The 19,076-nt window shown below is 74.1% G+C and carries 19 protein-coding genes and 1 riboswitch; of the genes, 16 read left to right on the forward strand and 3 right to left on the reverse strand.

Features of this window, described 5'->3' with window-relative positions:
• Positions 1-77 precede the first annotated feature (77 nt).
• The 14 genes from ACFC51_RS18670 (at position 78) to ACFC51_RS18735 (ending at position 13,592) form a co-directional block, all read left to right on the forward strand.
• Positions 78-1,712, forward strand: coding sequence for a glycoside hydrolase family 13 protein (locus tag ACFC51_RS18670; protein WP_376370600.1), 1,635 nt, complete (start codon positions 78-80; stop codon positions 1,710-1,712).
• A 32-nt stretch (positions 1,713-1,744) separates the two neighbouring features.
• Positions 1,745-2,062 carry a cupin gene (locus ACFC51_RS18675; protein WP_376370599.1) on the forward strand — a complete coding sequence of 106 codons (318 nt, stop codon included), beginning with the start codon at positions 1,745-1,747 and terminating at the stop codon, positions 2,060-2,062.
• A gap of 122 nt (positions 2,063-2,184) precedes the next feature.
• Positions 2,185-3,096 (forward strand): YihY/virulence factor BrkB family protein, encoded by a 912-nt coding sequence (locus ACFC51_RS18680; RefSeq protein WP_376529692.1) that lies wholly within the window; start codon positions 2,185-2,187, stop codon positions 3,094-3,096.
• Between the two features lie 49 nt (positions 3,097-3,145).
• Complete coding sequence (locus ACFC51_RS18685; protein WP_376370595.1) at positions 3,146-3,838, forward strand: GNAT family N-acetyltransferase; 693 nt, start codon at positions 3,146-3,148, stop codon at positions 3,836-3,838.
• 5 nt (positions 3,839-3,843) lie between these two features.
• Positions 3,844-4,719: an ABC transporter substrate-binding protein gene (locus ACFC51_RS18690; RefSeq protein ID WP_376529695.1), complete on the forward strand. Its 876-nt coding sequence runs from the start codon at positions 3,844-3,846 to the stop codon at positions 4,717-4,719.
• Positions 4,720-4,786: 67 nt separating this feature from the next.
• Complete coding sequence (locus ACFC51_RS18695; RefSeq protein WP_376370592.1) at positions 4,787-5,572, forward strand: helix-turn-helix domain-containing protein; 786 nt, start codon at positions 4,787-4,789, stop codon at positions 5,570-5,572.
• Positions 5,569-6,879, forward strand: coding sequence for an MFS transporter (locus ACFC51_RS18700; RefSeq protein ID WP_376370591.1), 1,311 nt, complete (start codon positions 5,569-5,571; stop codon positions 6,877-6,879). Before ACFC51_RS18695 ends, ACFC51_RS18700 begins: the two co-directional genes overlap by 4 nt.
• Positions 6,880-6,990: 111 nt before the next feature.
• Positions 6,991-7,239, forward strand: a complete 249-nt coding sequence (locus ACFC51_RS18705) for a type B 50S ribosomal protein L31 (RefSeq protein ID WP_376370589.1) — start codon at positions 6,991-6,993, stop codon at positions 7,237-7,239.
• Between the two features lie 108 nt (positions 7,240-7,347).
• Positions 7,348-8,298 carry a carbohydrate kinase gene (locus ACFC51_RS18710; protein WP_376529698.1) on the forward strand — a complete coding sequence of 317 codons (951 nt, stop codon included), beginning with the start codon at positions 7,348-7,350 and terminating at the stop codon, positions 8,296-8,298.
• A 46-nt stretch (positions 8,299-8,344) separates the two neighbouring features.
• Complete coding sequence (locus tag ACFC51_RS18715) at positions 8,345-10,192, forward strand: acyl-CoA dehydrogenase (protein ID WP_376370586.1); 1,848 nt, start codon at positions 8,345-8,347, stop codon at positions 10,190-10,192.
• Positions 10,189-10,359 (forward strand): hypothetical protein, encoded by a 171-nt coding sequence (locus ACFC51_RS18720; protein WP_376370584.1) that lies wholly within the window; start codon positions 10,189-10,191, stop codon positions 10,357-10,359. The genes ACFC51_RS18715 and ACFC51_RS18720 overlap by 4 nt, the downstream gene beginning before the upstream one ends.
• Positions 10,360-10,420: 61 nt before the next feature.
• Positions 10,421-10,609, forward strand: a riboswitch (cobalamin riboswitch).
• Positions 10,610-10,639: 30 nt separating this feature from the next.
• The gene (locus tag ACFC51_RS18725; protein WP_376370583.1) at positions 10,640-11,713 is read left to right on the forward strand and encodes an ABC transporter substrate-binding protein; all 1,074 of its coding nucleotides are present in this window, start codon (positions 10,640-10,642) and stop codon (positions 11,711-11,713) included.
• The gene (locus tag ACFC51_RS18730) at positions 11,710-12,795 is read left to right on the forward strand and encodes a FecCD family ABC transporter permease (RefSeq protein WP_376529700.1); all 1,086 of its coding nucleotides are present in this window, start codon (positions 11,710-11,712) and stop codon (positions 12,793-12,795) included. The genes ACFC51_RS18725 and ACFC51_RS18730 overlap by 4 nt, the downstream gene beginning before the upstream one ends.
• Complete coding sequence (locus ACFC51_RS18735) at positions 12,792-13,592, forward strand: ABC transporter ATP-binding protein (protein WP_376370579.1); 801 nt, start codon at positions 12,792-12,794, stop codon at positions 13,590-13,592. Before ACFC51_RS18730 ends, ACFC51_RS18735 begins: the two co-directional genes overlap by 4 nt.
• A gap of 141 nt (positions 13,593-13,733) precedes the next feature.
• On the opposite strand, the gene ACFC51_RS18740 is transcribed toward ACFC51_RS18735, so the two are convergent.
• Entirely contained in the window at positions 13,734-14,747 is a 1,014-nt protein-coding gene (locus tag ACFC51_RS18740) for a PRC and DUF2382 domain-containing protein (protein ID WP_376529702.1), read from the reverse strand.
• 340 nt (positions 14,748-15,087) lie between these two features.
• Between ACFC51_RS18740 and ACFC51_RS18745 the strand changes: the two genes are divergently transcribed.
• Together ACFC51_RS18745 and ACFC51_RS18750 are read left to right on the forward strand one after the other, a co-directional pair.
• Positions 15,088-15,714, forward strand: coding sequence for an adenosylcobinamide amidohydrolase (locus tag ACFC51_RS18745; protein ID WP_376370576.1), 627 nt, complete (start codon positions 15,088-15,090; stop codon positions 15,712-15,714).
• A gap of 37 nt (positions 15,715-15,751) precedes the next feature.
• Complete coding sequence (locus ACFC51_RS18750; RefSeq protein ID WP_376370574.1) at positions 15,752-16,648, forward strand: NAD(P)-dependent oxidoreductase; 897 nt, start codon at positions 15,752-15,754, stop codon at positions 16,646-16,648.
• 4 nt (positions 16,649-16,652) lie between these two features.
• On the opposite strand, the gene ACFC51_RS18755 is transcribed toward ACFC51_RS18750, so the two are convergent.
• Both ACFC51_RS18755 and ACFC51_RS18760 read right to left on the reverse strand, forming a co-directional pair.
• Positions 16,653-17,912, reverse strand: coding sequence for a sulfite oxidase (locus ACFC51_RS18755; protein ID WP_376529704.1), 1,260 nt, complete (start codon positions 17,910-17,912; stop codon positions 16,653-16,655).
• A gap of 43 nt (positions 17,913-17,955) precedes the next feature.
• Positions 17,956-19,023, reverse strand: coding sequence for a homoserine O-acetyltransferase (locus ACFC51_RS18760; protein WP_376529706.1), 1,068 nt, complete (start codon positions 19,021-19,023; stop codon positions 17,956-17,958).
• Between the last annotated feature and the right edge of the window lie 53 nt (positions 19,024-19,076).

Here is a 19,076-nt window from a genome sequence, read left to right on the forward strand (position 1 = left end):
TCCGCCGCCGGCCCTCCATCCGCACGCCCCGCGCCCGGGCCGGGGGCGGAGTACCTCCTGCCCGAAAGGAACGTCACGTGGCAGCCATCCGTCCGACCGAGGCCACCGCACCGTGGTGGCGCGACGCCGCCATCTACCAGGTCTACGTACGCAGCTTCGCCGACGGCGACGGAGACGGCACCGGCGACCTCGCAGGAGTACGGGCCAGGCTGCCGTACCTCGTCGAACTGGGCGTCGACGCACTGTGGTTCACCCCCTGGTATCTCTCCCCGCTGGCCGACGGCGGCTACGACGTGGCCGACTACCGGGCCATCGACCCCGCCTTCGGTCACCTCGCCGAAGCCGAGAAGCTCATCGCCGAGGCGCGCGAGCTGGGCATCCGCACCATCATCGACATCGTCCCCAACCACGTCTCCGACCGGCACAGCTGGTTCCGAGCCGCGCTGGCCGCCGAGCCCGGCAGCCCCGAGCGCGAACTCTTCCACTTCCGCGAGGGGCGGGGCGAGCACGGGGAGATCCCGCCCAACGACTGGGTCTCCGAGTTCGGCGGGACCCCGTGGACCCGGATCGACGACGGCCAGTGGTACCTGCACCTGTTCGCCTCGCAGCAGCCCGACCTCAACTGGGCGCACCCCGCGGTCCGCCAGGAGCACGAGGACGTCCTGCGCTTCTGGTTCGAACGCGGCGTCGCGGGTGTCAGGATCGACTCGGCCGCGCTGCTCGCCAAGGACCCGGCGCTGCCCGACTTCGTCAAGGACACCGACCCCCACCCGTATGTCGACCGGGACGAACTCCACGACATCTACCGCTCGTGGCGTGCCGTCGCCGACGCGTACGACGGCATCTTCGTCGGCGAGGTCTGGCTCCCCGACTCCGAGCGCTTCGCCCGCTACCTGCGGCCCGACGAGCTGCACACCGCCTTCAACTTCAACTTCCTCGCCTGCCCCTGGGACGCCGCGCTGCTGCGCTCCGCGATCGACGACACGCTCGCCGAGCACGCCCCGGTGGGAGCCCCCGCCACCTGGGTGCTCTGCAACCACGACGTGACCCGCACCGTCACCCGCTACGGGCGCGAGGCGACCGGCTTCGACTTCGCCGCCAAGGTCTTCGGCACCCCCACCGACCTGGAGCTCGGCACCCGCCGGGCCCGGGCGGCCGCCCTGCTCTCCCTCGCACTGCCGGGCGCCGTCTACCTCTACCAGGGCGAGGAGCTCGGCCTGCCCGAGGCCGACATCCCGCGCGACCGGATCCAGGACCCGATGCACATGCGCTCGGGCGGCGTCGACCCCGGGCGCGACGGCTGCCGGGTCCCGCTGCCGTGGTCCGCCGGCGAACCGTACGCGGGCTTCGGGTCCACGGCCGAGCCCTGGCTGCCGCAGCCCGACTCCTGGTCCTCGTACGCCGCCGACGAGCAGGCCGGTGACCCCGCCTCCATGCTCACCCTGTACCGCGAGGCACTGGGACTGCGCCGCGGCGAGCCGGGCTTCGCCGCCACGCCCGGTGAGACCGCCGACGGCCGGCTGAACTGGCTGCCGTCCCCTCCGGGCGTCCTCACCTTCGCGCGGGGGCACGGCCTGATCTGCGCCGTCAATCTCTCGGGGAGCCCGGTCCCGCTGCCGGACCACGACGAGATCCTGCTGACCAGCGCCCCGCTGGACCCCTCCGGTCTGCTCCCGGGGGATACCGCGGTCTGGCTGCGCGGGAAGCGATAGCGGGGGAGCGGAGGCTGCGGCACAGTGGGCGTATGGACGATCTGGACGTTCTCGCCGACGAGCACCTCGCCGCAGCCCGCGCCAACGCCCACGGCCGCAGCGCGCACCTGCTGCTGCGCCAGGAGCCGCTGCGGCAGACGGTGATCGCGCTCACCGGGGGCTCCGCCCTCGACGAGCACAACGCGCCGCCCGCGGCGTCGCTCCAGGTGCTGCGCGGCGCGGTCCGGCTCACGGCGGGCTCCGGTGACGTGGACCTCGCGGCGGGCGTGCTGCACCCGATCCCCCAGGAGCGGCACGGCCTGCTGGCCCTGGAGGACGCGGTCGTCCTGCTCACCGCCGTCAACGACTGAGCCGGCCTGGAGTACACCGGCGGTACCGAGGCATGAGAGAAAGGGAGACGACCGGGGCGCCCGCACATCCGAGCCGGCGCCCCGGTCGTCCGCCCCCTCCCTACGTCCCCCGGAGTATCCGCGTGCCCAGCAGGACCGACGACACCGTCGCGGAACCGTCCTCGACCCCGGCAGGGCGCGCCGCCCGGGCGAGGCGCTGGCGCACCGCCCTGCGTCGGACCCCCGTGTCGTTGTGGAACGACGACCTCTCCGACTGGGCGGCGGCCCTCACCTACTACGCCATCCTCGCCCTCCTCCCGGCGCTCCTGGTCACGGTCTCCGTCATCGGCCTGGCCAACCCCGGCGCCACCAACGCCCTGATCGCCGACATCACGGCCTTCGCGCCCGCCGAGTCGGGTGCGGCCCTGCGCCGGCCCCTGGAGGCCGCCACCCAGGAGCGCACCGCCGTCTGGCTGTTGGTGGCCACGGGAACCGTCAGCGCCGTCTGGTCGGCCTCCAGCTATCTCGCGGTCTTCCGCAGGGCGATGCACGCGATGCACCAGGTGAAGGACACCCGTCCTCCCCTCCGCCAGGCGCCCATCATCGTGACCTCGGCCCTCGGGCTCCTCGTCCTGCTGATGGCCAGCGCCTTCGCCCTCGTCCTCACCGGCCCCCTGGCCCGGTGGCTCGGCGGCAAGCTGGGCCTGGCCCAGGCGGGTGAGACGCTGTGGGCCGGCCTGAAGTGGCCCGTACTGCTCTTCCTGGTCGTCTGCCTCATCGTGGTCCTCTTCAGCACCGGCCCCCGCTCCGCGCGCGGGGTCCGCCAGGGGCTGCCCGGCGGTGTCCTCTCGGCGTGCCTGTGGCTGATCGCCTCGGCCGGGTTCGCCCTGTACGCGACCCACGTCGGCAGTTACAGCAGGCTGTACGGCTCGCTGGCCGGCCTGGTCGTCTTCCTGATCTGGATCTGGTTCACGAACCTGGCGCTCCTCACCGGCGCCCAGTTCAACGTCGAGCTGGCACGCACGGCCGCCGACCGGGAGGGCCAGGTGCCCTGAGGGGCCCCAGGGCCTTGTGGGAGCGCTCCCAAGCAGCAAGGATGGAGCGATGACCCGGCCCGCGTACGTACGCCCCTACCGTCCCGCCGACCAGGAGGCCCTCGCGGACGTCTGCGTCCGCACGGCCGACAACGGCGGCGACAGCTCGCATCTGTACCCCGACCCCGGCCTGATGCCCGCGCTCTTCGCCGAGCCCTACGCCCACCTCGAACCGGAGCTGGCCTTCGTCCTGGACGACGGCACCGGCCGGGCGGTCGGCTACGTCCTGGGGACCGCGGACACCCGTGCATTCGTGGACGCCTTCCGCGAGGTCTGGCTTCCCAGGGTGACGGACCGCTTCCCCGAACCCGCGGGCGAACCGGGCACCCTCGCCGAGGCGATGACGGCCCTCCTGTACCGCCCCGAGCGGATGATCCTCCCGGAGCTGCACGGACACCCCGCACACCTGCACATCGACCTGCTGCCGCCGTGGCAGCGCAAGGGGCACGGCAGGGAGCTGATGGGCGCCTTCCTGGGCGCGCTCCACGACAAGGGCGTCCGGGCCGTGCATCTGTCCATGCTGACGGCGAACACCCCGGCCAGGGCCTTCTACGACCGGCTCGGTTTCCGGGTGATCGACGTGCCCGATCCCGGGCCGCTCACCTATCTGGGGCGTCCGACGGCGGGTGTGGGGACGGAGAGCTGGGCAGGTAGTGGGTGGCGAGCCCGGGAGAGGGCCCGGACCGCCGGTTCGGAGGGGTGAGCGGCATGACCGAGGGCAGCGCATGGAGTTTCGCGGACGACCGGGGCCGGCTGGTGGAGGCGGAGCGCCGGCCGTCCCGGGTGCTCGCGTACGTCCAGGCGGGAGCGACGTTGTGGGACCACGGGGTACGCCCGGAGGGGATCTTCGGCTCCGGGCACGACGGGGCGGAACCGGACCGCGCCAAGACGGGCACGCTCCCGCTGGACGCCGTGGACTACCGGGGTGCGGGTGACGACCTGGGCCTGGACACGCTGTTACGGGGCGGGCCCGACCTGGTCGTCGCCGTCAGCTACGGCCACGGCCAGCTCTACGGGCTGGACCCGGACACCGCAAAGCACCTGGAGGAGCGGGTCCCGGTCGTCGTGATCGACGTGGGCCAGGCCCGCACCCTGGACCGGGTCGCCGACCGGTTCGCCGAGCTCGCCGGCTCGCTCGGCGGCGCGCCGGCCCCCGGCGCTGCGGACGACCTGCGCGCCGCCCGCGGGCGGCTCCGCGCCGCAGCCCGGGCGGGCGGCCCGAGGGTGGTGGCCCTGTCGCCCGCGAGTCAGGACCAGGCGTACGTGGCCCGGCCGCACATGTGGCCCGAGCTGCGCGTCCTTGCTGAGCTGGGGGTCGTCCTCGCGTCCCCGCCCGAGGGTGCCGGGGTCAACTGGGCCACGGTCCGCTGGGCGGACGCCGCCGCCCTGGAGCCGGACGTCGTCCTCGCGGACGTCCGGTCCCACGCGATCCCCCTCGACGAGATCGCGGCGCCCGACTGGGGGCCCACGGGGGGACGCGTACGGACCGTGCCGTGGAACCCGGAACCCCTGTGCAGCCCCCAGGCCCACGCACGGTTCCTCGGGCTGGTGGCCCAGGCGCTGGAGGGGGCGGCGGGCGACTGAACAGCTTTCCCAAACAAATTCTGCAAAAATACTTTGGCAAAGCGGGGATGCGCTCTAGGGTGCCGTCATGGACACCGACGCGACCCACCGGGTGCTCGACCCCGAGCGCGACCCGGCGGCACTGAAGGCGCTCACCCACCCCCTGCGGCTGAGGCTGCTCGGCCTGCTGAGGCAGCACGGTCCGGCCACCGCGAGCGAGCTGGCGGTGAGGACGGGGGAGTCGTCGGCGTCGACCAGCTACCACCTGAGGGTGCTGGCCAAGTACGCCTTCGTCGCGGAGGCGGAGCACCGTGACGGACGGGAGCGCCGGTGGAAGGCCGTGCACTCCGTCACCTCGGCGAGCAACGCGGCCATGCTGGCAACCCCGGCGGGGCGGGCCATGACCGTACTGGGCAGACGCCGGCAGATCGAGCACCTGCAGCAGTCGGTGGACCGGCACGAGGCGGACATCGAGGCGGGCCGGCTCGGTGAGGAGTGGCACGACCCGTCCGGGATCGACGACCTCATGCCGCGGCTCACCCCGGAGTCCCTCCGCGAGCTCCGGGACGCGTTCGGCGCCAAGCTGGCGGAGCTGACCGCGCGCGACGAGCACGATCCCCGCGCCGAGCGGGTCGTGCTGCTCACCGCCGGCCTCCCGCTGGCCCCCGACGACGGAGGCTCGGGCACACCCGGCGGCGAGCGGCCTCCGGAGGGTCAGGGCTCACCCGGCGGCGAGGCGCCCGCGGGCGGTCAGGGCGCGACCGGCGACGGACCTTCGGGCGGCCGAGGAAGCGCACCCGGTGGACACGGTGCCCCTGACGGCCGGAACGGCGCACCCGGCGGCGAGGCCCCCGGCACCGGGAACGCCGCGTGAGCCTGCCGCCGGGCACCGGGCTCGGGGAGCACGCCGCGCGCCGCAGATTCGTCACGGTGTCGTTCCTCTTCTGGCTGCCCGCGGGCCTCGCCCTGGCCCCCATGGTCCTGCTGCTCACCGAGCGCGGGCTGACGCTCGCCGCCGTCGCCGCGGCCTACGCCGCCCACTCCCTGACCGTGGCCGTCCTCGAACTCCCCACCGGTGGCCTCTCCGACGTCATCGGCCGTCGCAAGGTCCTGGCCGGCGCCGGGATGCTCAACGTCCTCGCCCTCGTCCTCATAGCCCTGGGGACGGCCCCGTGGGTGATCATCCCCGGCATGGCCCTCATGGGTGCGGGGCGAGCCCTGTCCAGCGGCCCCGCCGAGGCCTGGTACGTCGACACCGTGCACGCCCATGCGGGCCCCGACGCGGACCTGCGCACCGGTCTGGCGCACGGCAGCGCCGCGTCCTCCGGCGCGATCGCGCTCGGTGTGCTCGTCGGCGGCGCCACGCCCTGGCTGCTCGGCCTCGGCGACGACCCGGGGGAGGGCCTGCGGGCGCTCACCTCCGACCTGGTCCTGCCGCTGTCCGTGCCCGTGCTGCTCGGCGCGGCCGTCCACGTCGTGTTCGTCCTCTACGTCCTGACCGCCCTCACCGAGCCGCCCCGGCCCGCCGCCACCCTGCGCGGAGTCGTGCGCAGCGTGCCCGGTGCCATCGGCGCGGGGCTGCGGCTCGGCGCCGGGGACACCCTCGTCCGCCGCATCCTGCTGTCCACCGGCGCCGTCGGCACCGCCCTCGCGGCCCTCGAACTGCTCACCCCGGGCCGCGCCGCCGCGCTGACCGGATCGCCGGAGTCCGGCGCGGTGCTCTTCGCGGGGCTCGCGGCGGCCGGGTTCGTCTGCTCCGCGCTCGGCAGCCGGCTGGCGCCGCTCGTCGCCCGGCTCGCGGGCGACGGCGAACGCGCGGTCATGGCCGGCCTCGGCGCCGGCACGGCCGGCCTGCTGGCCCTGGGGGCCACCGCGGGCGCCGACGGCGGGGTCGCGGCCGCACTCGCGGTGGCCGGCTACGGGCTGGTGTACCTGGGTCTCGGCGCCGCGGGGCCCAGTGAGAACGACCTCCTGCACCGCAGGGTCGACTCCGGGGGCAGGGCGACCGCGCTCTCCGTGCAGTCGCTGGCCCAGCAGATCCTCGGAGCCGCGGCGGGCCTCGTCATCGGCGTACTGCCCCTGGGCCCGCTGCCCTGGCTGCTCGGCGCCGTCGTGCTCCTGGGCGGGACCCTTCTCTGGACCCGCCGCGCCCCCGCCGTGCCCGTCCCGTCGCCCGAGTGAGGCGGGGCCGGACACTGCCCCGTACGGCCGTCCCGGATCGCGCCCGCACCCGCCCTTGGCGAGGCTGGCCCGGAGCCGGGACGCGAGATCCCCGTACCCCCAGGAGCAGACATGCAAGAGGACAAGCACCCGCCGTACCGTCCCGTGGTCTTCCGCGACCGCTCCGCCGGATACGCCTTCCTGACCCGGTCCACGGCGTCGAGCGAGCGGACGATCGACTGGGACGACGGCAACAGCTATCCGGTGATCGACGTGGAGATCTCCGCCGAGAGCCACCCGTTCTTCACCGGTAAGGCGAGGGTGGTCGACACCGAGGGCCAGGTGGCCAAGTTCGAGAAGCGCTACGGCGAGGAAGCCTGAGCCCCGGGTCTCCGCCGTTCACCGCGCACGGGCAGAATCGGCGGCACCCGTGCGCGGCGGCCCTGCCGCACCGGGCGTCCCGTCCGCGTCCTCCAGGAGACCCGCCCCATGCCCGACAGTCCCGCCCTGCTGGTCATCGGCGAATGCGTCGCCGACGTCGTCCGGCTGCCGGACGCCCCCGACCGGACCCACCCCGGCGGCAGCCCGGCGAACGTCGCCTACGGCCTGGCCAGGCTCGGACGGGACACCACGCTGGTCACCCAGCTCGGCCCGGACTCCCACGGACGGCTGATCGGGGACCATCTGGCCTCGGCGGGGGTGCGGGTCCTGACGGACGGGAGCGGGGCGCCCACCCCGGCGGCCACCGTCGATCTCGACGTCGCCGGCAGCGCCGCGTACACCTTCGAGATCACCTGGACGCTGGGTCCCGTCGAGCTGCCGGCGCAGCCGCCCCTGCACGTGCACACCGGGTCCGTCGCCACCGCCCTGGAGCCCGGCGCGGACACCGTCCTCGGTCTCGTGCGCCGGCTCCGGGCCGACGCCACGGTCAGCTACGACCCCAATGTGCGGCCCGCGCTGATGGGGGACCACGGCCGCGCCGTGCGCCGGGCGGAGAGCTGCGTCGCGCTGAGCGACGTCGTCAAGGCCAGCGACGAGGACCTGCGGTGGCTGTACCCGGGGGAGGAGCCCGAACAGGCCGCCCGGCGGTGGCTGCGTTCCGGGCCGGCCATCGTGCTGCTCACCCGGGGGCCCCGGGGCGCGCAGGCCTTCCTGCCGGGCGGGACGGTGGGCATCGGCGCGCCGCCCGTCGGCGTCGCGGACACGGTGGGCGCGGGCGACGCCTTCATGTCCGGGACGCTCCACGCGCTGGCCGCGCACGGACTGCTCGGGGCGAAGGGCCGCCCGGGGCTGCGCTCCCCGGACCCCGCCGTCGTGGCCGACGTGCTGCGCCACGCCGTGGCGTCGGCCGCCGTGACCGTCGCGAGGGCCGGCGCGCTGCCTCCCTGCCGGGAGGAGCTGGCAGCGGCCCTGACCAGCACGCCGGTACCCGAGCCGTAGCGCGTCCAGGGGTGTCCTCCCGCGTACCGCGGTCGTTGATTTCGTTATGACCGTGACCCTTACCGACACCGCCCCACCCTCCACCACGGACCTGCTGACCGGCGTCCTCCTCGGTCCGGAATTCCGCCGGGAACACGGGTTCTGGCAGCGGCTGATCAGCACAGAACCGTTCCGCCGCCCCGCCGGCGGAACGTCCGAAGAGCGTCTGGAACTCGCCTACGACCGGTTGAGGATCCTCAACCGGTCCCTCGACAGCGGCGCCCGCCTGGCCTCCGACCCCCGGGCCCTGGCCGCCCTCCACGCCTGGCTCGGCCCGGTGGACCCCGCCCTGACGACCGTGGCGGGCATCCACTACAACCTCTTCCTCGGCAGCCTCCTCGACCACGACCGCGCCGGCCGGCGCGACCTGTCCGACTACCTGACGATGCGGCGCATCGGCACCTTCCTCTGTACGGAGGTGGCGCACGGAAACAACGCGGCGGCCATGGAGACCACCGCGACGTACGACCGCGAACGGGACGGCTTCGTCCTGCACACCCCGAACGCGGGCGCACAGAAGTTCATGCCGAACACCAGTCCGGCCGGCGGGGCCAAGTCCGGACTGGTCGCCGCACGCCTCGTCGCCGACGGCCGTGACCACGGTGTGCGCCTCTTCCTGGTGCCGCTGACCGATGACGCGCGGGCGCTCCCCGGCATCCGGGTGCGACTGCTCCCCGCCCGGATGGGCAGTCCCGTGGACCACTGCCTGACCTCGTTCGACCGGCTGTTCGTGACGCGGGACGCCCTGCTGGGATCCGGCGAGGAGGGCGGCGACCAGGGGGAGTTCCGCACCGGGCCCGGGGACAGGAGGCGGCGATTCCTCGCCTCCATCGGGCGGGTGACCCCCGGCCGGATCTCCATGAGCGCCTGCGCCGCGGGATCCGCCCGCGCGACCCTCGCCGTCGCCGTGCGCTACGGCGGCCACCGGCTGATCTCCGGTACCCGGGGGGCCCCGCCCGTGCCGGTCGACGCCCACCGGACCCACCACGGGCCGCTCGCCTCGGCGATGGCCACGGTCTTCGCCATGACCCTGCTGTACCGCAGGGCGCAGGAGCGGTGGGAGACGCGCACGGACGAGGACGGCGGGGCGGAGGCGGGGCGGCTCGTCGACGTGGCCAAGGCGTGGATCACCTGGCGGGCCCGCGAGGTGATCGTCGAGAGCCGCGAACGCTGCGGCGCACAGGCGCTGCTGGAGAACAACGGCATGACCGAACTCGTCACCGGCGTCGAGGGCGCCATCACCGCGGAGGGCGACAACATCGCCCTGTACGCGAAGGCGGCGGCCGACATGCTGTTCGCCGCGCACCCCTCCGGCGGCGGCCCGGACCGGCCACCGAACCCCGGGGACCTGTCCGACCCGCTGTTCCTGCGCAAGCTCCTCGCCTCCGTCCAGGAGATCTGGTTCGCGCGGGCCCGCGAGCGCGTCGTGCGCGCGCCCGAAGCCGACGCGCTCGGCCGCTGGAACGCGGCCTCGGGACCCGCCCTGCGCGGGGTCGAGGCCTTCGCGTACCGGCAGGCGGCCGAGGCGTACGCCGAGGCCCGCGCCGCGCTCCCCGAGGGAGCCGCCAGGGACCGGCTGGGCGAGCTTGAGCGGCTGTTCGCCACCGAGTGGGTGGCCCGCAACAGCGGCGATCTGCTGGCCGCGGGACTCCTGAGCGGCGATCAGGTCGACGCGCTGGCGGAGACCGGGGAGGAGCTGATCGCGGCCGTCGCCGCGCACGCGCGCGAACTCGCCGACTCCTTCGCCCTGCCCGAGGCGCTGCTCGCCGACTGGCCGATCGCCGGGCCCGGTTACGCGGACGCCTACGACGATCCGGAGGGCCCCTGGATCTCCTCCCCGGCGGAGGCCCGATGAGTGCCGAACGCGGGGAGCGGGCCGTGTGCAGCCGGGTGGGCGAGCGCCTGGAGGCCCTTGGACTGCGCGCGGTCCTGCTGGCCTACTGGGGCACGACGTCCGTGCTCGCCCGCCGGTGCGGGAAACCGCGGACGGACCGCGGCGAATCGGTTCACCCCAAGCGCTGACCCGCCGAGCCCGGCCGGGAACGGAGGCGGCGACGGCCCTCGAAGCCGTCGCCGCACCGCGTGATAGCTTGCAGACGCCAGTCACACTCCATGGGGAGTCAGGGAATCCGGTGCGAATCCGGAGCTGACGCGCAGCGGTGAGGGGGACGGGCGGGGCCACGGCCACTGGATCACCCCTCGGGTGGACCGGGAAGGCGCTCCGTCCGGACGAACCCGAGTCCGAAGACCTGCTGGCACCCGCTTCCGTACCGGGAGCGGAACTCCGTCACGGGCTTCGCGCATGAGCCCAGAACCGCAGAGGGACCTTGTGCCGCCCATAGCCAGCACCGCACGCCGAACCGCCCTGCTCATCACGGGACTTGTCCTCCTGACCGCCTGCGGCGGAGGCGGGAGCACATCCGACGGCGCGGCGCGGGAGGGGTCCGCCGACGGCTACCCCGTGACCCTGGAGAACTGCGGCCGTACGGTCACCGTCCACGCCGCTCCGCACCACGCCGTCTCCCTGAACCAGGGATCGACCGAGATCCTGCTCTCCCTGGGCCTCGCCGACCGGCTCGCCGCCACCGCGACCTGGACGGACCCGGTGATGAAGGGGCTGGAGAAGGACGAGGCCACCGTTCCCCGCATCGCAGGGAACCAGCCGTCCTCCGAGAAGGTCCTCGCCCAGGAACCCGACTTCGTCAGTGCCTCGTTCGAATCGACCCTCGGCAAGGGCGGAGTGGCGTCCCGCGACCAGTTCGAGGACCTGGGCGTGCCGACCTACCTCGCCCCCTCCGACTGCGTGGGCAAGGACAACACGGGCAGCGGTGACGGTTCCCGCGCCGAGCCGCTGACGATGGACCCCGTCTACGACGAAGTGCGCGACCTGGCCGCGGTGTTCGGCGTCCCGGAGAGGGGCGAGGAGCTGGTCACGAGCCTCCGGGGCCGCATCGACAGGGCGACCGCGGACATCGACGCCTCCGATGCCACCCTCCTCTACTGGTTCGCCAACGCCGAGGCCCCCTACCTCGCGGGCTGCTGCGGCGCCCCCGGCATCATCACCGAGGAGCTCGGCGCGAAGAACGTCTTCGACGACACGCACGAGGAATGGCCCCAGATCAACTGGGAGACGGTCGCCGACCGCAACCCCGACGTCCTGGTCATCGGCGATCTGACCCGCAGGTCGCAGACGGCCGAGAACGCCCGGAAGAAGATCGAGTTCCTGGAGTCCGACCCCGCCACGAAGAACCTGGACGCCGTACGGCACAAGAGGTACGTGCTGCTCAGCGGTCAGGCGATGAACCCGACCATCCGCACGGTGGAGGGCGTGGAGCGTGTCGCGGCCGGGCTGCGCTCGTTCGGGCTCGCGAAGTGACGAAGACCGGGCACGCTCCGGACACACGCGTCCAGGTGCCCTCCGCCGCACGGCCGGCCGCCGGGGCGCGCGTCCTGCGCGACGGCCTCCTGTGGAGCGCCGGAGGAGCCCTTCTGCTCCTGTCCGTCGCGGTCGCCGTCACCATCGGCCCCGCCCGCATCTCCGTCCCGGACGTGTGGTCGGCGGTGGCCTCGCACCTCGGCCTCGGTGATGCGCGGCTGACCCCGATCCGGGACGGCATCATCTGGAACCTGCGCATGCCCCGCACCCTGCTCGCCGCGGTGTGCGGTGCCGGGCTCGCGGTCTGCGGCACCGTGATGCAGTCGCTGCTGCGGAACCCGCTCGCCGATCCCTTCGTCCTCGGCGTCTCCTCGGGAGCGTCGACGGGGGCGGTCGTGGTCGTCGTCCTCGGGGTCGGCGGGGGAGCGGTGTCGGTCTCGGCCGGCGCCTTCGCGGGGGCGCTGTGCTCGTTCGGTCTCGTCCTGCTGCTCAGCCACACGCTCGGCGGGTCCACCGACCGGGTCGTCCTCTCCGGGGTCGCGGCCATGCAGTTGTTCTCCGCGCTCACCTCCTTCGTCGTGATGACCGCCGCCGACGCCGAACAGACCCGGGGCGTGCTCTTCTGGCTGCTCGGCTCGCTGAGCGGGGTCGGCTGGAGCGAGGTGTGGACGTGCGCGGCCGTGCTGGTGGTGACCCTGGGGATCTGCCTCGGGCACGCCCGTACCCTCGACGCCTTCGCCTTCGGTCAGGACGCCGCGGCCGCCCTCGGGGTGCACGTCGCCCGCACCCGGCTCGTGCTGCTGTGCACGACCGCGCTGCTGACCGCCGCTCTCGTCAGCTCGGCCGGCGCCATCGGGTTCGTCGGGCTCGTCCTGCCGCACGCCGCCCGGGCGCTGACCGGTTCCGGGCACCGGAGGCTGCTGCCGGTGACCGCGCTCGCCGGAGCGATCTTCCTGGTCTGGGTCGACACCCTGGCCAGGACCGTCCTCGACCCGCAGGAGGTGCCGGTCGGCGTGGTCACCTCCCTCATCGGGGTGCCCGCCTTCGTCCTCGTCCTCCACCGCACCCGGAGGAGCGCATGACGACGGCAGGGCACGGAACGGACACCTTCCCCGACGGGCTGCGGGCCGCGCGGGTCAGCCGGGAGGCCGGCGGGAGGATCGTCCTGGACGGGGTGAGCATCGCCCCGCCCCCCGGCACGACGGTCGGTCTGCTGGGGCCGAACGGCTCCGGCAAGACCACACTGCTGCGGGTGATGGCGGGCGTGCTCGCCCCCGCCTCGGGGGTCGTCACCCTCGACGGCCGGACCCTCGCCGAGACCGGCCGGCGCGCCGTGGCCCGCCGTGTGGCCGTCGTCGACCAGCACGCCGTCACCCAGGTCGACCTGAGCGTGCTGGACGTCGTACGCCTCGGCCGCATCCCGCACCGGCGCGCCTGGTCCGCGCCGGGTCCCGGGGACGAGGCAGCCGTGCGCGAGGCGCTGGCACGCACCGGACTCCAGGACCGCGCCATGCAGTCCTGGCACACCCTGTCCGGAGGCGAGCGCCAGCGGGTCCAGATCGCCCGCGCCCTCGCTCAGCAGCCCCGTGAACTGCTGCTCGACGAACCGACGAACCACCTGGACATCCAGCACCAGTTGGAACTGCTGTCCCTGATCGCCGCACTGCCCGTGACCGCGGTGGTCGCGCTGCACGACCTGAATCTGGCCGCGATGTTCTGCGACCGGGTGACGGTCATGAAGGACGGCCGTGTGGTGGCCGCCGGCACGCCCTCGGAGGTGATCACCGAGGAACTCGTGGCGGACGTCTACCGGGTACGCGCGGTGGTCACGCCGGACGGGCCGGAAGGACGGCCGTCGGTACGGTTCCTGCCGGGCTGACTCCCGGCGTTGTACCCGTGCGGGGAGCCCGTGCGGAGTCACCCGTACACAGAAGCCGAGCCGTGACGAAGGGGCGGGCCCGTGCACGTGCGGGTCCGCCCCTCGCCACTGTCGTGCGGCCTCTCGCCGCTGTGGGAGGGGTCAGCGACGACGTCCCTGGCCGAACTCGCCGCCCATGTCCTTGTCGCTGCCCATCTCCTTGCCGTCCGCGTAGTCGATCTTCTCCTTGCGGAGCTCGGCGGAGATTTCCTTCTGCTCGGTGACCTTGCTGGTCTCCAGACGGACCCGCTCCACGGGGACCGCCTCCTTGCGGACGGTGGCTCGTTCGGCGTGCAGGGTGACCTCGACGTCCTGTTCGCCGAGCTCGCCGCGCCCCTTGGTGCCCGCTCCCTTCTCGCCCGGCTGCAGAGGCTCGCGCACCACGCGCACCTCCTCGTGGGACACGGGCACCGTCCGGGTGACGTTCTCGGTCACCACGTACTTGTGCAGGCGTGCCTTTCCGCTCTCGTACTCCTCCGTCCCGACCTGGAGCTGCTCCTCGGACCGGATCATCTCCTCCCGGCCCCCGGCGCCCGTGGCGGACCGCTCGGCTCCGGCTCCCGCGAGCGGACGCGAGGTGGAGGAGGTGTCCATGTCGCGGTGCCTGCCGGTCCCTGCGCCCGCACCGGTGGTGCCCATGCCGGCCGTGGTCCCGGTGGTGGCCTTCGCCTGGCCGCCCGAGGCGGTACGGGCCGTTCCCGCGGCCCCGGCCGCACCCGCGGCACCCATGGCGGCCGTCCCCGTGCCCGACGTCGTGCGCGCGTCGCCGCCCGCACCGCCGCGGGCGGCTCCCTTCCTGGTCAGCCCGTAGTGGCGGTAGAGCTCCTCCTCCTCCGATACGGAGAGGTGCGCGTCCGCGTCCACCCGGGGAGCGTCCTTGACGCTGTCCTTCGGATGCGAGACGTGCAGGTCGGAGCCCACACGGCGGGCCCCGGCAAGCGGTACGAAGCTCTCCTTCATGCCGAACATGCCGGTCTTGACCGTGATCCAGTCGGGCTTGCCGGTGTCGTCGTCGACGTACACCCGGCCCACTGTGCCGACCTTCTCGCCGTCGCTGTCGTAGACGGTCAGACCGTCGAGTTCTCCGGAATCCGTGAAACCGTCAGCGGCTCCCATGGCCGATTCCTCCTCGCCCGGGCGCGTCCTGCGGTTGGGTCCAGCAGGGGAGGCGCGTCCGGGTTCCATCGCGCCTCACCCGGTTGGACGCTGCAACTTCCCGGCCTGGGCGCCGGACGGCCCAGGGCACCGGGGAAGGGCGGTGGCCCCGCTCCACGCGGTTCTCCGCCCGCCACAGGCGTTACGCCATTCGGGTGAGCACTCCGTCGGGTGCACCTGATGTGCGGAGCCGGTCCGACCGTATGATCGACGCGCCGCTGCCGACCGCCGGCAGGCCTCTCACGGACCGGGGTGCGCCATCGGAACCACGAGCACCGCACTGCCCCGGCAGCGTGGCGAGTTGCTGGCCCGCCAGGAGGACGGCGCAGGACTGCACCATCTGGTCTGGCGGCTCGGCCCCGGCTGGAGGGTGTGCAGCAGCGCCGTGCTCGGCGGCGGGATCGGCGCACGCGCCTGGATCCTGAACGCCCAGGTGCCCGGCGGCTACCCCCGGCTCGACCCCGACCGGCACCTGGCGGAGATCGCGGCGTCCGAAGCGCTCGACGGCCCGGGCGCCGGGCTCATGACCGCCGCCGACGTCACCGCGTACGCCGTCGCCGACGACGGCGGCGTGACCACCACCGTCACCAGCGGTCTCGGCGTACGGGGATGGGCGGCGGCCCCGGCCGAGGGCGCCGACGGTGCGCTTCCCCCGGGCACCGTCAACATCGTCGCCGTCCTCCCCGTGGCGCTCTCCGACGCGGCCCTGGTCAACGCGGTGGCCACCGCCACCGAGGCGAAGGTCCAGGCGCTCCTCGACGCCGGGCTCGACTGCTCCGGCACACCGACGGACGCCGTGTGCGTCGCCGCGCCCGACCCGGGAGCGCAGCCCGGCGAACCCTTCGCCGGGCCCCGCTCGCGGTGGGGCGCGAGACTCGCCCGGTCCGTGCACCGCGCCGTCCTGGAGAGCGCGCTGCGGCAGTCTTGAACCCCACCGGACCGCCCGTACGACGAAGGGACCCTCCATGACCACCGCATCCGCTGCCGAAACGGCCCCCGGAACCCCGACCGTCGCGGTCCTGGGCACCGGGATCATGGGATCCGGGATGGCCCGCAGCCTGCTCAGGGAGCGGATCACCGTCCGGGCCTGGAACCGCACGCGCTCCCGGGCCGAACCGCTCGCCCGCCACGGCGCCACCGTCACGGACACGGCCGAGGAGGCGGTACGCGGGGCCGACGTCGTCCTCACCGCGCTGAACGACGGCCCGTCCGTGGCCGAGACCCTCACCGCCGCGGCCCCCGGGCTGCGCGAGGGACAGGTCTGGCTGCAGAGTTCCACCGTCGGTCTCGATGCCACGGCCGACCTCGCCCACCGGGCCGCCGGTCTGGGACTCGTCTACCTCGACGCCCCGGTCTCCGGCACGAAGCAGCCCGCCGAGCAGGGCGCCCTCACGGTGTTCGTCTCCGGCCCGTCCCGTGCCCGCGCCACCGTGGTGCCCGTCCTGGAGGCCATCGGGCAGCGCACCGTATGGGTCGGGGAGGACCCGGGAGCCGCCACCCGGCTGAAGCTCGTGGCCAACACATGGGTGATCAACATGGTCAACGGTGTGGCCGAGTGCCTGAATCTCGCCGAGGGGATCGGGCTCGACCCGCAGCTGTTCCTGGACGCGATGAAGGGCGGCCCGCTCGACACCCCGTACCTCCAGGGCAAGTCGGCTGCGGTGCTCTCCGGCGACCTCAGCCCGAGCTTCGCGCTCTCCACCGCGCTCAAGGACACCCGGCTGATCCTCGACGCGGCCGAGGCGGCAGGGGTGAGGCTCGACCTGGTCGCCGCCTCCGCCGAGCGTTTCAGCCGGGCGGAGGCGGCCGGACACGGCGGCCAGGACATGATCGCGACGTACTACGCGGGCCGTCCCGCATGACCGGTCAGACCACGGTCACCGGGTGCCTCACCACCGCGTCGAAGAGGTAGCCCTGCGTGTTGTGGGCGGTCGTGGCCGGCTGCGTACGGCCCGAGCGGTCCGTCGCCCGCGCCAGCAGCACACCCGGGCCCGTCACCTCCGGGACCCAGTCCGCCGTCCACCGCACCCAGCTCCCGGCCCGGGGCTCGTCCCGCAGCCGGGCGGGGCGCCACCGGTCGCCGCCGTCGGTGCTGACCTCGACCGAGCGCACCGGGGCACCGCCCGACCAGGACCGGCCGGTCAGCAGATGCCTGCGGTGGACGGCGAAGGAGGCGCCCTGCGCCAGCTCGAAGGCGCTCTTGAGCGTCTGGCGGGTCAGCGGCGCGCTGCCCTCGGGCGGGTGCCCGGGACCGAAGAGCCGGTACAGGCTTGTGTTCCACGGACTCACCAGCGGCTGGGCGCTCACCTCGATGTCACCCACCCACTTGATGTTCGCTATACCCACCCAGGACGGCACGATCAGCCGGACGGGAGCGCCGTGGTCGGGCGGCAGCGGCTCACCGTTCATCTCGTACGCGAGGATCACGTCGTCCATCGCCTTCGCCACCGGGAGCGGCCTGCGCACCCGGCCCAGATTCGTCCCGTCGCTGACGACCTCCGCGTCCAGGCCGCGCGGCAGCACGTCGACCGCGTCCCGGCCCAGGCCCGCCCGGCGCAGCACGTCGGCGAGCCGCGCGCCGCGCCAGCGCGCCGTCCCGATCGCGCCCAGCGTCCACGCGGTGCCGCTGACCTGCTGGCCCTGCTGCGAGCCGAAGAAGCTCCGGCCGTTGCCCGCGCACTCCACGAACGCGGTGCGGCTGACCGACGGCAGGGCGCGCAGCGCCGCGTACGAGAAGTCCACGGGACCCCCGGTCAGCCCGCTGCCCCATACCGTCAGCCGCCACTGCGCGGCGTCGACGAGCGGTGTCGCGGTGTGGTTGCGCACGAAGAAGCGGTCGGCGGACGTGAGCAGCCCGGTGTCCCGCAGCGACGCGAAGTTCGTCTCGGCGTTGGTGCCGCGCAGCGTGAACAGCTCCGCCGGCAGCGGCTTCACCACCCCCGGAAGCCCTTCCGCCGCGCGGGCGGGCGAGGCGGCGGCGGGGACCAGCGGGGCGGCGGCCGAGGCCGCCGCGACGAGCCTCAGCAGATCACGCCGGCCGATCCCGGCCGATCTCGCGCGGCCGCGGCTCCATTGCCGGAGCCGCCTCCGGTCGTAGGCGGCCTCGGACACGGGCAGGGAACTCATGGGCGCTCCAGGGGTAATGGGATCGGGGGACAGGGGATCGGGTTCACAGGCCGGACAGCAACTCCCGTACGAGAGAGCCCACCTGGTCGGTCTCGATCAGGAAGCCGTCGTGTCCGTACGGGGACTCGATGATCCGCAGGCGATCGGCACCCGGCAGCAGCGCGGCGGCCTCCGCCTGCTGCGCCTGCGGGTAGAGGCGGTCCGAATCGACGGCCGCGACGAGGGCCGGCATGCAGGCCCTCCGCAGCGCCTGCGCGACACCGCCCCGGCCCCGGCCGATGTCGTGCCCGTTCATCGCCTCGGTGAGCGCCACATAGCTGCCGGCGTCGAAGCGGCGCACCAGTTTGGCCGCGTGGTGGTCGAGGTACGACTCCACCTCGTAACGCCCGCCCTGCGAGGGAAGCTCACCGGGCTGCGGCCGTCTTCCGAACCGCGCAGCCAGCTCCGGCTCGCTGCGATAGGTGACATGGGCGATCCTCCGGGCGAGTCCGAGCCCTCGGTGGGGTCCCGAACCGGGCGGCGCGTCGTGGTAGTCGCCGCCCCGCCACCCCGGGTCGTCGCGGATCGCGGCGATCTGCGTGCTGCCCCAGGCGATCTGCTCGGCGGAGGACGCGGCGGGAGCGGCGAGCACCAGCAGCGATCCCGTCCGGCCGGGGTGCCCCACCGCCCACTCCATCGCCCGCATCCCGCCCATCGAGCCACCGATGACGGCGGCCCACCGGCCGATCCCCAGGGCATCGGCGAACCGCGTCTCCGCCGCCACCTGGTCACGGACCGTCAGATAAGGGAAGTCCCCGCCCCAGGGGGCACCACCGGGCCGCCGCGAGGAGGGGCCGGTGCTGCCCTGGCACCCGCCCAGGACGTTCGGCGCCACGACGTACCAGCGGTCGGTGTCCAGCGCCCGGCCGGGCCCCACCAGCGCATCCCACCATCCCGCCGACGGGTGGCCGGGCCCCGAGGGACCCGCCACGTGGCTGTCACCGGTCAGGGCGTGCAGGACCAGCACGGCGTTGCCGCCGTCCGGTGCGCGCCTGCCCCACGTCTCGTACGCCAGCCGGACACCCGGCAGCATGGCACCGGACTCCAGCCGGAGCGGGCCGTCGAGCTCCACCCACGAGCGGCGTCCGGCGGGATCCCCCTCCCGACGGCCTCCGGCAGCCGGGG

Origin of the sequence: Streptomyces sp. NPDC055962 (assembly GCF_042270185.1) — a bacterium.
Classification (GTDB): Bacteria; Actinomycetota; Actinomycetes; order Streptomycetales; family Streptomycetaceae; genus Streptomyces.